The 13,602-nt window shown below is 72.7% G+C and carries 11 protein-coding genes; 6 read left to right on the plus strand and 5 right to left on the minus strand.

Annotation, left to right across the window (positions count from 1 at the left end; translation table 11 throughout):
* Window positions 1–241 precede the first annotated feature (241 nt).
* Entirely contained in the window at window positions 242–1,153 is a 912-nt protein-coding gene (locus tag WMF33_RS24030) for a LysR family transcriptional regulator (protein ID WP_437339298.1), read from the plus strand.
* A 26-nt stretch (window positions 1,154–1,179) separates the two neighbouring features.
* Here WMF33_RS24030 and WMF33_RS24035 read toward each other — a convergent pair whose 3' ends face one another.
* Entirely contained in the window at window positions 1,180–1,578 is a 399-nt protein-coding gene (locus tag WMF33_RS24035) for a hypothetical protein (protein WP_437339299.1), read from the minus strand.
* 121 nt (window positions 1,579–1,699) lie between these two features.
* Here WMF33_RS24035 and WMF33_RS24040 point away from each other — a divergent pair, with 121 nt between their 5' ends.
* Complete coding sequence (locus WMF33_RS24040) at window positions 1,700–2,497, plus strand: helix-turn-helix domain-containing protein (protein ID WP_437339300.1); 798 nt, start codon at window positions 1,700–1,702, stop codon at window positions 2,495–2,497.
* Window positions 2,498–2,507: 10 nt separating this feature from the next.
* Here WMF33_RS24040 and WMF33_RS24045 read toward each other — a convergent pair whose 3' ends face one another.
* A complete protein-coding gene (locus tag WMF33_RS24045) occupies window positions 2,508–3,980 on the minus strand; it encodes a serine/threonine-protein kinase (protein ID WP_437339301.1) in 1,473 nt (490 codons plus the stop codon).
* Between the two features lie 573 nt (window positions 3,981–4,553).
* On the minus strand, window positions 4,554–5,453 hold the full coding sequence (locus WMF33_RS24050; RefSeq protein WP_020736745.1) for an S-adenosylmethionine decarboxylase: 900 nt from the start codon (window positions 5,451–5,453) through the stop codon (window positions 4,554–4,556).
* A gap of 744 nt (window positions 5,454–6,197) precedes the next feature.
* Here WMF33_RS24050 and WMF33_RS24055 point away from each other — a divergent pair.
* A complete protein-coding gene (locus WMF33_RS24055; RefSeq protein WP_437339302.1) occupies window positions 6,198–8,489 on the plus strand; it encodes a response regulator in 2,292 nt (763 codons plus the stop codon).
* 29 nt (window positions 8,490–8,518) lie between these two features.
* Here the strand turns inward: WMF33_RS24055 and WMF33_RS24060 are convergent, their stop codons facing one another.
* Window positions 8,519–9,277, minus strand: a complete 759-nt coding sequence (locus tag WMF33_RS24060; RefSeq protein WP_437339303.1) for a class I SAM-dependent methyltransferase — start codon at window positions 9,275–9,277, stop codon at window positions 8,519–8,521.
* A gap of 291 nt (window positions 9,278–9,568) precedes the next feature.
* On the opposite strand from WMF33_RS24060, the gene WMF33_RS24065 reads away from it, so the two are divergent.
* Together WMF33_RS24065 and WMF33_RS24070 are read left to right on the plus strand one after the other, a co-directional pair.
* Window positions 9,569–10,384, plus strand: a complete 816-nt coding sequence (locus WMF33_RS24065; protein WP_437339304.1) for an alpha/beta fold hydrolase — start codon at window positions 9,569–9,571, stop codon at window positions 10,382–10,384.
* A 49-nt stretch (window positions 10,385–10,433) separates the two neighbouring features.
* Window positions 10,434–11,054, plus strand: a complete 621-nt coding sequence (locus WMF33_RS24070) for a class I SAM-dependent methyltransferase (protein ID WP_061626501.1) — start codon at window positions 10,434–10,436, stop codon at window positions 11,052–11,054.
* 72 nt (window positions 11,055–11,126) lie between these two features.
* On the opposite strand, the gene WMF33_RS24075 is transcribed toward WMF33_RS24070, so the two are convergent.
* Window positions 11,127–12,356 (minus strand): MFS transporter, encoded by a 1,230-nt coding sequence (locus tag WMF33_RS24075; RefSeq protein ID WP_437339305.1) that lies wholly within the window; start codon window positions 12,354–12,356, stop codon window positions 11,127–11,129.
* 187 nt (window positions 12,357–12,543) lie between these two features.
* On the opposite strand from WMF33_RS24075, the gene WMF33_RS24080 reads away from it, so the two are divergent.
* Window positions 12,544–13,344, plus strand: coding sequence for a DeoR/GlpR family DNA-binding transcription regulator (locus WMF33_RS24080; protein WP_437339306.1), 801 nt, complete (start codon window positions 12,544–12,546; stop codon window positions 13,342–13,344).
* Window positions 13,345–13,602: the final 258 nt, after the last annotated feature.

Below are 13,602 nucleotides of genomic sequence, written 5' to 3' on the forward strand. Positions count from 1 at the left end.
CCCATGCTCTCATTCGCCTGTCCATCGCGCGCTCCTCTGCTCAAAAGCCCATGGACTGCGCCGCCGCGGCGCGGAGGGCGCCGCGGCGGAACAGCGGTGTTCCCGGCGCCCTCGCCGCCCGCGGCCGTCCTTCGGCCGGCGCGCGGCCCCGTCGAGCGCCTGAGCGGAGGTTAATTCATTCCACGATGTGCGTTAGAGGCACGGATGACACTTGTCTCGTTCCAGAGTAGAACGAATCGCCGTGGACACGCTGACGAGCATCGAGTTCTTCGTGACGACGGTGCAGGCGGGCAGCTTCGCCGCCGGGGCCAAGCGCCTCGGCGTCACGGCGTCCGCGGTCAGCCGCCGCATCGCCCGCCTCGAGGACGAGCTCGGCGTCCAGCTGCTCGCGCGCACCACGAGGTCGCTCCGGCTGACCGAGGACGGCGCCGCGTTCCTCGATCGGGGCGCGCGCATCGTCGAGGAGTACCGGGCCGCGACCGAGACGCTCAAGGGCGCGCGCGCGGCCCCGGCGGGCGCGCTGCGCGTCGACGCGGCCGTCGTGCTGGGGCGGACGCTCCTCGGGCCGAAGATCCCGGACTTCCTCCGCCGCTACCCGCGGATCCGGCTCGAGCTGACGCTGCGCGACCAGTACATCGACCCGGTGGCGGAGGGGGTCGACGTCGCGCTGCGCATCGGAGAGCTCGGCGACTCGTCGCTCGTCGCGCGGCGTCTCGGTGAGATCCGCACCTTGATCTGCGGCTCGCCCGCGTATTTTCGCCGGCACGGCCGGCCGAAGCGCCTCGAGGACCTCGCGCGCCACGCGTGCCTCGGCTTCCTGCGGGACGGGCGCCCCACGCCCTACCGCTTCGCCGACGGCCGGCTGCCGCCGGCCGCCGCCGTCGAGGCGCGCTTCAACACGAACGACGCCGACCTCCTGCTGCACGGCGCGATCGCCGGGCTCGGGCTCCTCTACTCGTTCGACTTCCACGTCGAGGGCGCGCTCGCGCGCGGCGAGCTCGAGGCCGCGCCGCTCCGCGACCCGAGCCTCACGTACCCCGTTCACGCGCTCTACCCGAGGAGCCGGCACCTCCTGCCGCGCGCGCGCGTCTTCGTCGATTTCCTCGTCGAGCTCTTCGAGGCCCGCCGCAAGGAGGCGCCTTCGGGTCGTTGAGCTCGCGTCGCCCCGCGCCCTGCCGCTCAGGCCGCCGCTTGCGCGCGGCGCAGCCCGAGCGCCTGCGCCTCGGCGAAGAGCGCCACGGCGAGCGCCTGCGCCGCGACGAACGCATAGCCGAGCGCCGTCGGCTCGAACCCTCCGAGCGCGAGGAGGAGCACGCTGTCGACGACCCAGAGCGCGTTCGTGACGACCACGGCGAGGACCGCCCCGCGGGCCGGCTTCTCCCGCGTGCCGAGCCAGGCCACGAGGGCCGCGAACGGCAGCAGGCTCGCGCCGGCCCAGCGGAACAGCGCCTCGGGGAGGCCGGTGAGGCCGGCGAGCGGCGCCGCGGCCGCGACCATGAGCAGGCCAGTGGCGCCGCTGACGACGGCATCGGCGAGGAGGGCGCGGCGCAGGAAACGAGGAGAGGTCATGAACGACATGGCGAGTTCCTTTCGCTGGGAGTCGTGCTCCGACACGGCGTACGATGCGCGTCGCCGGGCTCAGGGTCGATTACCTCCCAGGTAATGGGCGTCATTTTCCGGCGTGCTAGGGTCGCTCTCGATGATGAGCGCCCATCCGCCGGTCGGGGGTCTCTTGCGCGAGTGGCGCCAGCGCCGCCGCATGAGCCAGCTGGATCTCGCCTGTCAGGCCGACATCTCGACGCGACACCTGAGCTTCCTCGAGACCGGCCGCGCGCAGCCGAGCCGCGAGATGGTGCTCCACCTGGCGGAGCGCCTCGACGTGCCCCTGCGCGACCGCAACCAGCTCCTCGTGGCCGCGGGGTTCGCGCCGCTCTATCCCGAGCGCAGCCTCGACGATCCCGCGCTCGCGGCGGCGCGCAGGGCGGTCGATCTCGTGCTCGCGGGCCACGAGCCGTATCCGGCGGTCGCCATCGATCGGCACTGGACCCTCGTCGCCGCGAACGGGGCGCTCGGCCCGCTCCTCGCCGGCGCCGACCCTGCCCTGCTCCGGCCCCCGATCAACGTGCTGCACCTGAGCTTGCACCCCCAGGGCCTCGCGCCGCGCATCGAGAACGCCGCCGAGTGGCGCGCGCACCTCCTCGCCCGCCTGCGCCGCCAGATCGAGGTGAGCGCCGACCCCGTCCTGGTGAAGCTCCTCGAGGATCTCAGCCGCTATCCGCCGCCGCCCGAGGGCTCGCGGCGCCCGGAGCCCGGACGCGAGCCGAGCCCGGTGGCCATCGCGGTCCCGCTCAGGCTCCGGACGGAGCACGGCGTCCTGAGCTTCCTCAGCACGACGATGGTCTTCGGCACGCCGGTCGACGTCACCCTGTCCGAGCTCGCGGTCGAGTCGTTCTTCCCTGCGGACCAGGCGACCGCGGACGCGCTGCGCGCGCGCTGACGTCGGCGCTCTACCGGTGCATGGCGATGTCGTTGCGGGGGAAGGGCTTGATGCGCCGGTTGACCCGCACCGTCGACGGGGCAGGCTTGGCCCGCCCCGGGGTCCGCGCGGGGCGCGCGGCGGGCTTCTTCGCGGCCGGCCGGGTCGCCTCGCTCGCCGGCGCGGCGTCGGCCTGGGTCGCCGCGGCGCTGGCCGGGGCCGGCTCCGGGATCTCCGGCGCGCGCAGCTGCCGCTGCGTCTCCACGACGCTGGCGAGGAGCGTCGCCTCGGCCGGGCCGGTCATCGCGGCGGCGCGGGGGGCGACGGCGGCGAGCGCGGCGCCGTCGGCCACGGGCGCGCCGTAGCGGGCGCCGAGGAGCACGCCGGCGCCGGCGAGCATCACGCCGAGGGCGGCGGCCGTGGCGAGCCGCACCGAGGGCGGCCTGAGCTTCTTGCGGCTCGCGGTGGTCATCATGACCGTCGTCGTGCGATCGGGGACGTCGGCCTCGCAGGGATCCGTCTCCGCCAGCGCGAACGGCGAGGGCGCCGGCGCGGGGTGGCGCCGGGTGACCGCGGTCTCCGGCGCGCTCGGGACGCGCATCGTGATCGGGCTCTCCGCGCCGGTGTCGCCGGTCGTGGCCCACGCCTCGGCGCCGCGCTTGCGCGGCGAGAGCGCCCGCTCCAGCGCGTCGGCCATCTCCTTGGCGGACCCGAAGCGCGCGGTCGGGTCGAGCTGCAGGGCCTTGCGCATCCAGTCGTCGAGGGCGGGGGGCGCCTCGGGCCGGAGCGCGCTCGGCGGCTTGAACTTGGCGGTGTGCACGAGCAGCGTCAGCGCCGCGAGCGAATCCCCGAAGAACGGGGCCTGCCCGGTGATCGCGTGGTAGGCCACGACGCCGAGCGACCAGAGATCCGCGCGGAAATCGAGGTCCTTCGAGCTGATGAGCTGCTCGGGGCTCATGTAGAGCGGCGTCCCCACGACGTTCCCGGTCGAGGTGACGCGCATGTCCCGGGCCCGCCGGGCGATACCGAAGTCGAGCACCTTGACGAAGGTCTCCCCGTCCACCTCGGTCAGGAACAGGTTGTCCGGCTTGATGTCGCGGTGGACGATGCCGAGCCGGTGCGCCTGCCCCAGCGCCTTCGCCGCCTGCGTCACGATGCGCGCCACCTCGCCGAGCGGCAGCCGGCCCAGGCGGCGGATGCGGGCCCGGAGGTCCTCGCCGCGGAGCAGCTCCATCGCGATGTACGGCATGCCCTCCGCCGTGAGCCCGTGATCGAGGACCTGAGCGACGTGCGGGCTCGTGATCTGCGCCGCCGCGACCGCCTCTCGCCGGAACCGCTCCACGTAGCCCGGGTCGTCCGCGAACTCGGGCGACATGAACTTCACGGCCACCTGCGCCTTCAGCGGGAGGCGCTCGGCGACCCAGATGCTCCCCATCCCGCCCCGCCGGAGGATGCGTACGAGCCGCAGCGCAGGGGTCACCATCTGTCCGGTGTGCAGGGGCATACCTCTGCTACTCCTTAACTCGAAGAGGCCCGAGCTGGTGGTTCATGTCAGCTCTAGCCCAAAACTCGCGTACCTAGATCACTACGACGCCTTCATAGTCTCTGCAAGAGAAACAAGTGCTCTCCCCGGCGCCGCGCTCGTGGTCGCCGCCGGGCGCATCGACGAGGATTCCCGCGCGATAACGATGGGTTAGCGACGTGGACGCGCATCGACCATGCGCCGATGTCGGCGCATGGACGCACAGGAGCACAAATATCGCCCCTTCGGTCGGATTCATGCTCCGGCGCCGGAGATGTCGGGAGATCCCGGAGGCGCGCGCATCGCACACGGCGACGGGAGCAAGGGAATCGCCCCTCGCCCTCGTCCGGCGAGGTCGTCTCGCCGTGGTAGGCCGCGGCCAGCCGACGAGGGCATGGATGAAGAGGCACAAAACCGAAACGCCAAGAGGAGAGAGCGGATGAAGCCCATCCCTCTCTCCTCGTGGCGGCTGCTTCTGTCTCGACGGCTGCTCTTGCCGTTCTCTTTGCTTGACGCCCTGGCCGCGCGCTCGCGCCCTCGGGCCCTATCCCCTGCTCAGCCCTTCGAAGGCTTCGGCCCGAGCGGCCCCCCGTCGCCCGGCATCCGCGCGTAGACGCCGGGGTGCGAGGCGGCGAGCCACTGGTTCACGTGGCTCATCACGTGCGGGCGCTCGGTCCTGAGCTGCAGGTAGCGCTGGCCGCGGGGGACGAGCACCTGCTCGGTCACGTTGCCGCCGAGCTGCTCGGCCAGCACCCGCACGACCGGCTCCACGTCGAAGAACTTGCAGCTGAACAGATCGAAGAACGCCTCGTCGCTGTCGGGGAAGATGTGCAGCGTGATGTGCGACTCGGCGATCATCACCATCGCGCTGATCACCGGGACCCCGTCCTTCGTGGCGGTCTTCACCACGAAGGGCCGCATGATCGGCGTCATCCCGATCTTCGCGGGCAGGTGATCGAAGATGTCGAAGAGCGCGTCGAGCGACGTCGGCCCGCGGTACGGGCTGAACTGCAGGAAGAGGTGGGGCCCGAAGTCGGCCTCGGGGCTCACCACCTCGTGCCCCCGGCGCTCCTGGAGATCGCCGCCCTCGCCGCGATCGACCGTCTGCGTGAACACGCTGCGGCACGGCAGCGTCGTCTGGAGCATCATCTGGACGCGCTGGGGATCGAAGGCCCCCGGGTACACCAGATCCGCGAAGAAGCACTCGCGGAAGCTGAAGGTGTGGATCGTGAGGTGGCCGCCGAGCAACAGCACGAAGGCGCTGATGCCGCAGTCCTCGGCCACGACCCCGTTGTAGTACGGCAGGATGAAGGGAGGCATCACCGGCTTGAGCCGGAGCACGCCGGGCACCTCCTCCAGAAGCTCCTGCGCCAGCTTCACGTCATCAAAACGGCTCCGGAAGCCGTGGAAGCCATCCATCGTGAAATGGGTGAGGTTCTTGCGTGCCTTATGCATGTTGCCCCTTCGTCGACGAGTTGAGCGATGCTACTCCACACGGAGCAGGCGCGATCGGAGAAATTTCGCGCGCCGCGTTTCGCCGCCCGCGCGCGTGTGCGCCACCCGATGATCAGGTGGGGAAGCAGGGCACAAACATGGCTGTCGTGCGGCCATGGCCGCGATCCGCTGCGGTTTCACGCATCGGCTCACCTCGCCGTGCACGATGAGCCCGCCGGGACGGCGCTCGACACTGCAGCGCTCGCCCGCCGCCCGCGCCCCTCGGCGACGGCCCGCGCCCGCGGATGCCGAGCCGCCGCCAGCGAGGCTCGCGGGATGAGACGACACGCTTGACTTCAAAAAAAGTCTTTCATTTGGCCTCGAGATGCCGTGATGGATCGCGCACAGACCATGAGGCGAATCGCCTCCTGGCCGCGCGACCGGCGGCGCTCATGTCGGTCATGCAGCGCGGGAGTCGCGGGGACCGGACGACTTCCATGGGGAGCTCGGCGTCCGAGACGTGCCTGTCATCACGCGCTGCGACAGGCCAGCTGACCCGGGAGGAGGCCAACACCTCTCTCAGTTTCGGGGTGCCGGCTCACTGAACGAGTTCACCCGGACAGCCCGGACGCCCTCGGAGCGCGGGTTGCGCCGGCGGAGGAAATCCACCCGCCGTGGATCACGGTGTCGAGGTGCGATAAAAATTGAAGCCCAGGTGTCATCCATCGTTGCCCGGACGCGCGCAGGCGTAGAATCGCCGTAGCTATGACCCGATCCCCCTCCGACAAGGACGCGAACAAAAAGGCACCGGTCAGCCCAGTGTCGTCGCGAGGGACCCCGCCGGAGACGATCCCGTCGCGCGGCAACACGAGCGGCAGCTACGTGCCGCCGGCGCCGCCCCCGGCGCGCAACAACAGCAGCTGCCTGCCGCCGGCGCCGGCGTCGAACCGCGGCGGCAGCACCCTCCCGCCCCCGCAGCACCCGGCCGCCCCGGCGCGCGGCAGCCACTTCCCGACCGACGCGCGCGTGCGGCGCGATCGGCCGAGCGCCACGGGCGCGGTGCACGGCGGCCACCCCGCGCCGGACGCGCGCTGGCGCGATCGGCCGCTCGGCCCGGCCGCGGCGCGCAGCGGCCACACCTTGCAGGATCCGTTCGATCGGTGGGACCCGCCGGAGGGGCCGCCCACCATGCCCGCGACCCAGCCGCCCGATCCGCCGAGCTCGCGCGTGCCGGAGATGTCGCGCCACGAGGACGGGGGCCGCGGCCACGCGCCGGCCTCGTCGCCGGGCAGGCGCGTCACGCCCGCCGCGCCGCCCTCGCACCAGCCGTCGGCGCGCCCGGCGGCGGCGCGCGAGCCGCAGCGGCTCCACGAGCCGCACGGCGGCGGGCACGACCCGTACACGCCGATCAACCAGATCCTCGGCTACACGCGGCTGCTCGTCGCGTCGCTGCAGGGCAAGGTCGCGCCGCAGCACATCGAGGACATCCGCAACATCGAGCTCGCCTCGCGAAAGCTGCTCGGCATCGTGCAGGCGATGGAGAACGGCGACGAGGACGCGCCCTCGAGCGTGAACGTCAACGTCGCCTCCCCGCGCGAGGAGCCCGCGCTCCACGCCGAGCTCGAGGGCGGCGGGCGCGGCGCGATCCTCGTGGTCGACGACAGCCGGGGCAACCGCGACGTGCTCTGCCGCGTGCTGCAGAACAACGGCTTCCGCGCCGTCGCCGCCGAGGACGGCCCGCGCGCGCTCGGGCTCGCCGCGCGCGAGCGCTTCGACGCCGTGCTGCTCGACGTGAACATGCCCGGCATCAGCGGCCTCGGCGTGCTCTCCGCCCTGCGCCAGAGCCGGTCGGCGGCGGAGCTGCCCGTGATCATGGTGACCACGCGGGGCGCGAGCGAGGACGTCGTCGAGTCGCTCAAGCTCGGCGCCAACGACCACGTGACCAAGCCCATCGACTTCGACATCCTGCTCGGGCGCCTCGACACGCAGCTCACGCTGAAGCGCTCGCGCGAGCAGCTGTCGCAGCTCGCCGCGGAGCTGTCGGTCAAGAGCGAGTTCATCCGCAAGACGTTCGGCCGCTACCTGAGCGACGACGTGGTGAACCGCCTGCTCTCCTCGCCCGAGGCCCAGCTCCTCGGCGGCGAGGAGCGCGAGGTCACCATCATGATGACCGACCTGCGCAGCTTCACCACGATGACCGAGAGCATGCCGCCCGAGGTCGTGATGCGCCTCCTGAACGGCTACCTCGGCGAGATGGCGCGCATCATCATCGCGCGCGGCGGCACGATCATCGAGTTCATCGGCGACGCGATCCTCGCGCTCTTCGGCGCGCCGTTCGCCACGGGCGACGACACCCGCCGGGCGGTCGCCTGCGCGCTCGAGATGCAGATCGCGATGGACGCGGTGAACGAGAAGAACAGCGCGGAGGGGCTGCCGACGCTCCAGATGGGCATCGCGCTCAACACCGGGCCGGTGGTCGTCGGCAACATCGGCTCCGAGGCGCGCACGAAATACGGCGTGGTCGGCGCGCAGGTGAACCTGACGTCCCGCATCGAGTCGTGCACGGTGGGCCGCCAGATCCTCATCGCGGACACCACGCGCCGGGCCGCCGGCGCCGGCCTCCTGCTCGGCCAGAGCCACGCGCTGGCCGTCAAGGGGTTCTCGAACCGCGTGCTGGTCCACGAGCTCCTCGGCCTCGACAACCCCGAGCGGCTGTACCTGCCCGAGCGGCGCGTCGAGATCCTCGCGCTCTCGTCGCCGCTGCCGGTCGTGTGCGCGCGGCTCGCCGGCAAGCGCGTCGAGGGCGAGCCGCAGTCCGCCTTCATCCTCGGGCTCTCCCCCTTCGGCGCCGTGCTGCGGCTGCACCCGCGGCCCGCGCCGTTCACGAACCTCCAGCTCCACCCCTCCGTCGCGCTCGCCGAGCAGCTCGGCGGCGAGCTGCACGCGAAGGTGATCGAGCTCGACCCGCGCGCCGAGGACGTGGTGCGCATCCACTTCACGTCGTCGCCGCCGGGGCTCGCCGCGCTCGTGCAGGAGCTCCACCGCGCCGAGGCGTAGCCTCCCCGCCCCCGAAGGGCGCGGGTTCCCTAGGGCTGCGGCGGCGCGGGAAGGCGGCGCGCGACAAGGAAGTACCCCAGGGGGAATTTCCTGCCGCTCCAGTGCGCGACCTTCCGGCCAGGCGACGACCGGGACCACGCGCTGACCACGCCCTGCGCCACGGCCGCGATCGGATTCCCCACCACGGGAACGGCGGAGGCGCTCTTCGCGAAGACGTCGCACGCCACTTCCAAAAGCCCGCCGATGCGCTCCATGACCAGCACCTCGAACCCGGCCTGCTCCGCAAAACGACGGTGCGCGAACTCGGTGTACCGGTAGTAGTCGTAAGGCTCGCCGTGCACCCAGTAGAAGAACGGCGTGTTCACGAAGGCGACACCGCCAGGGCGCAGGATCCGCGCCATCTCCGCCCAGAGAGATTCGGGCCGCGCGATGTGCTCGAGCACGTCGGACAGGATCAGCGTGTCTAGGGAGGCATCCTCCAGCGGCAGCGCGCCGTTCAGATCGCACTCGAAGTCGAGGTGCGGCGTCTCGAACGACGAATTGCTCCAGTCCACGCAGATCACGGACGAGACATGGCTCCGGTAGGCCCCGTAGAGCGGCACCGTCCCGCAACCGAGGTCCGCCGCGGCCCCGTGCGCGTACCGGGGAAGGTACTCGTCGTAGAGCCTCGCGATGCAGTCGCCGGTCAGGCGCGAGCCCATGATGACTTCCCGCAGGTCGGTCGATGCGCGCAGCCTGCCGCCCCGCCGGACGAACTTCGTCTCTCGCCATGCCGCTTCGTTCTTCATGGCCCTGCTTATCCGACGGGCCCTCCGGCGCCGTCAACCGGAAGGCATCCGGAGCGCCGCGACGACGAGGCGGCCGCGCCCTCTCCGACGCCGCGATCCACGCCGACGGCGATGGACATGTCGACGAGCGCGCGCGCGACGACGACCCCCATGTTCCTCGCGCGCGGCGCCTTCGCCGGCAGACGCAGCGGCGCGCGGCGTTGCTTCGGACGAGCGCCTCGCCTACGCTCCGCCCTCACAGCGCAGCGCGATTCCGTCACGCGGCCATACACACCGAGGTAGCCGACGCACATGCGTTCCTTGACCATCGCGGGCCCTGCGGGCGCGCTCCACGTCGTTGATCATCCGGCCGCGGGCGCTCATCCCGCGCGCGAGGCGCTGCCGGTCGTGCTCGTGCACGGGATGGTCGCCCACGCCGGCTTCTGGGAGGCGCCGCTCGCGCACGCCTCTGGCCGGCGCCGCGCCGTGGCCATCGATCTCCGGGGGCACGGCGCGTCCGAGCCCCCCGCCGGCGCGGACTACGCTCCGTCGGCGTGCGCGGCCGACGTGCTCGCGGTCCTCGACGCCCTGGCGCTCCCCCGCGTGGCGCTCGTCGGCCACAGCTACGGCGCGCTCGTGGCGCTCGCCGCCGCGGCCGCCCATCCGGAGCGGGTCGCGCGCCTCGTGCTCGCGGACCCGCCGCGCGACTTCTCGCAGGTCCCGGCGGCCGGCAAGGCGCAGCATTTCACGCCTTACATCGCCGCGCTCGAGGCGGACGGCTGGCGGGACACCGCGGTGGCCACCTTCAACGAGGCGCTCGCGGGCAGCACGCCCGCGACGCGGGAGACGGTGCTCTCGCGCGCCGCCGCCGTGCCGCACGACCAGATGCTCGACATGTCCCGCCACCTCCTCGAGTTCGAGGCCGCGAGCGCGCTGGACCGCTACCTCGCGGCCCCGGGCGCCCGCGCCCACGCCATCCTCGCCCCGTCGAACGCGTGGCCGCTGAGCCTGCATGCGCTGCGGCCCGCGCTGACGTCCGTCGTGCTGCCGGGGACCAGCCACTGGCTGATGCTCGACGCCCCGGCCGCGTTCGCCGCGGCGCTCGAGGCCTGGCTCGACGCCCCCTGACGCGGCGCCCCGCCTTTGCGGCGCGGCGCGCCCGGCGCACACTGCCGCCATGCGCGACGACGACCTCTCCCGGCTCACCGCGAGGACCCTCGGTCACTACGACGATCACGCCCTGTCGTTCTGGGAGGGCACGCGGGATCACGACGTCTCGCAGAACCGCGCGGCGCTCCTCGCGGCGCTGGAGGGGGCGGGCCCGTTCACGATCCTCGATCTCGGCTGCGGCCCCGGGCGCGACCTCGCGGCGTTCCGCGCCGCGGGGCACATCCCGGTCGGGCTCGACGGGTCGGCGCGGTTCGTCGAGATGGCGCGGCAGCACGCGGGGTGCGAGGTGCTCCACCAGGATTTTTTGCGCCTCGATCTCGGGGCCGAGCGCTTCGACGGGATCTTCGCCAACGCGTCGCTGTTCCACGTGCCGAGCCGCGAGCTGCCGCGCGTGCTCCGCGAGCTCCACGCCGCGCTCCGGCCGCGCGGCGTGCTCTTCAGCTCGAACCCGCGCGGCGACGATCGCGAGGGGTGGTCGGGCGACCGCTACGGCTGCTATTGGTCGCTCGAGCGGTGGCGGGAGCACGTGAGCGCCGCCGGGTTCGAGGAGATCGAGCATTACTACCGCCCCGCGGGCCGGCCGCGCGAGCAGCAGCCGTGGCTGGCGACGGTGTGGCGCAAGCGCTGAGCGGCGCCGGGCCGTCGAGCGCCGGCCCGGCGCTCCGGCCCGGCGCTCCGACCGGCGGCGACGGCGCCCGCGTCAGTGCGCCCTGAGCGCGGGCCGGCAGGACGCGGGCGGGCACGGGGCGGGCGCGCCGGCGGCGGAGCCGCGGGCCACGGCCGGGGCCAGGGCGACGATGACGAGGACCAGCGCCACGACGAGGACGAGCCCGCCGCGCAGGGTGAAGAGGTCGGCGACGAGGCCGATCGCCGGCGGCCCGACGAGGAAGCCGCCGTAGGACATGGTGGCGAGCGTCGAAATCGCCCTCCCCGGCGCGACGCCGGGGGCGCTCGCCCCGGCGCGGAAGACGAGCGGCACCACGACGGACAGGCCGGCGCCCACGCACCCGAAGCCCAGCAGCATGGCGATCGGGACGTTGACGAGCAGCGCCGCGCCCAGCCCGGCGGCGACGAGGAGCGCGGCCGAGCGCACGAGCCGCGCGGCGCCGAACCGCTGCGTCAGCCCGTCCCCGGAGAAGCGCCCGAGGAGCATCGCCAGCGAGAACACGGCGTAGCCGGCCGCGGCCACGGCCGCGGTGGTGTGGAGCTCGTCGCGGAGGTAGACCGCGGACCAGTTGGCCATCGCGCCCTCGCCGATGGAGGAGCAGAACGCGATGAGGCCGAGCAGGAGGAGCCGGGTCGAGCGGCGCTCCGCGGGGGCGCCGGCGGCCGCCGTGGCCGGGGCCTCGGGGCGCGCGTCGGCCGAGAGCGCCGCGCCCGCGGCGGTGGCGGCGGCGGCGAGGACGGCGGCGACCGCGACGAGGTGCGCCGCGGGCGACACCGCCCGGTCGGCCGCGAGCGCGCCGAGGGACGCGCCGACGAGGCCGCCGAGGCTGAACATGCCGTGGAACGAGGCGAGGATCGGCCTGCGGTGGCGCCGCTCGACCTCGACGGCCTGCGCGTTCATGGCGACGTCCATGAGGCCGTTGCTCGCGCCGAGCAGCAGGAGCGCGGCGACGAGCGCGGCGAAGGAGGGCGCGAGCGCCGGCAGGGGCAGCGCCGCGCAGAGGAGCACGGCCGAGACGCGGGTGACGCGCCGGCTGCCGAAGCGGGCGATGAGCGGCCCGGCGGCGCGAAAGGCCAGCATCGCGCCGACGGCGACGCCCAGCAGGGCGAGGCCGAGCGCGCTGTCGCGCAGCGCGAGCCGCTCGCGGACCGCGGGGACACGCGCGGCCCAGGAGGCGAAGGCGATGCCGTTCGCCACGAACATCACGGAGACGGCGCGCCGGGCGCGCGCGATGTCGCCGGCGGATGCTGGGGGCGCGAGCATCACGGCACCCTCCGCGCCGGGCCGGACGGGGCGCGGGCGCTGCGCCGATCGAGGAAGGCCGTCCAGCAGACGGCAGGGTGGGCAGGAAGCGTTCCAGAATCTTCGTGCATTATCGTGAACATCAAGGAAGAATCTTGCAGCCGAACACGGCCTTCGCAAGGATGCTCGTGCACAAACAGGAACAAACGTGCAAAACAACGCAGACAGCTCCGGGCTCATGGTCGCCGAACGGCGGCGGCATATTCTCGCTGTACTGGAACGCGACGGGAAGGTGGTGGCGGCCGAGCTGAGCCGTTCGTTCGGCGTCTCGGAGGACACGATCCGGCGCGATCTGCGCGAGATGGCGAACGAGGGGCTGCTGCAGCGGGTGCACGGCGGCGGCCTGCCGCTCGCCCGGGTGAACCCGAGCTTCCCTGCGCGCGAGCGGCAGCAGCCGCGCGTGAAGGACGAGCTCGCGCGGGCGGCGGCCACGTTGATCAAGAAGGGTCAGGTGGTGTTCATCGACAGCGGCACGACGAACGTGGCTGTGGCGCGCCACCTGCCGCGCGATCTCGAGGCGACGGTCGTGACCAACAGCCCTCCTGTGGCGATCGCGCTGTCCGAGCACCCGCGCGTCGAGGTGGTGCTGCTCGGCGGGCGCATGCGGAAGGATCCGCTGGCCGCCGCGGACGCGGTGACCATCGCGGGGGTGCGGCAGATCCGGGCGGACCTCTGCTATCTCGGCGTTTGCACGCTGGATCCGACGTTCGGTATCACCACGGTGGATCTGGACGAGTCGTACGTGAAACGGGCGATGGTCGAGGCCTCGGCGGAGGTCGTCGCGCTGGCGACCGCCGACAAGCTCGGCACGGTGTCGCCGTACGTGGTCGCGCCGCTGGGCGAGCTGACGTGGCTCTTCACCGAGCGCGGGGTGTCGAAGGAGGCGCTCGCTCCCTATCGGGAGGCGGGGGTCACCATCACGCAGGCGCTGGAGGAGGAGCCGGCGTAGCGGCGCTCCAACACCACGCTGACTCCGGGGAATCGCGCACGCGCACGCGCACGAAGGACGAGCACGGAAGACGGAAGACGGAAGACGGAAGACGGAAGACGGAAGACGGAAGACGGGGATGGGAGACGACGCACGTCGTATCAGGCGCGGCTGAAACCGCTCTAGATCGGTTTTCGCCCCTCTCTTGCACATGCGTCACAGAGCGGCGGTCACCCGCACAGGAGACGGGTCCAGCTCGGCGTTTTCGGCGCGGAAGCG

Source organism: Sorangium sp. So ce394, from assembly GCF_051474665.1.
Classification (GTDB): domain Bacteria; phylum Myxococcota_A; class Polyangia; order Polyangiales; family Polyangiaceae; genus Sorangium; species Sorangium cellulosum_D.

What these genes read in the sequence shown, in the direction of transcription:
- WMF33_RS24065 (WP_437339304.1), top strand. Translation starts at nt 9,569, where the DNA reads ATGCGTTCCTTGACCATCGCGGGCCCTGCGGGCGCGCTCCACGTCGTT.
- WMF33_RS24060 (WP_437339303.1), bottom strand. Translation starts at nt 9,277, where the DNA reads ATGAAGAACGAAGCGGCATGGCGAGAGACGAAGTTCGTCCGGCGGGGC.
- WMF33_RS24045 (WP_437339301.1), bottom strand. Translation starts at nt 3,980, where the DNA reads ATGCCCCTGCACACCGGACAGATGGTGACCCCTGCGCTGCGGCTCGTA.
- WMF33_RS24055 (WP_437339302.1), top strand. Translation starts at nt 6,198, where the DNA reads ATGACCCGATCCCCCTCCGACAAGGACGCGAACAAAAAGGCACCGGTC.
- WMF33_RS24070 (WP_061626501.1), top strand. Translation starts at nt 10,434, where the DNA reads ATGCGCGACGACGACCTCTCCCGGCTCACCGCGAGGACCCTCGGTCAC.
- WMF33_RS24040 (WP_437339300.1), top strand. Translation starts at nt 1,700, where the DNA reads ATGATGAGCGCCCATCCGCCGGTCGGGGGTCTCTTGCGCGAGTGGCGC.
- WMF33_RS24035 (WP_437339299.1), bottom strand. Translation starts at nt 1,578, where the DNA reads ATGTCGTTCATGACCTCTCCTCGTTTCCTGCGCCGCGCCCTCCTCGCC.
- WMF33_RS24050 (WP_020736745.1), bottom strand. Translation starts at nt 5,453, where the DNA reads ATGCATAAGGCACGCAAGAACCTCACCCATTTCACGATGGATGGCTTC.
- WMF33_RS24075 (WP_437339305.1), bottom strand. Translation starts at nt 12,356, where the DNA reads ATGCTCGCGCCCCCAGCATCCGCCGGCGACATCGCGCGCGCCCGGCGC.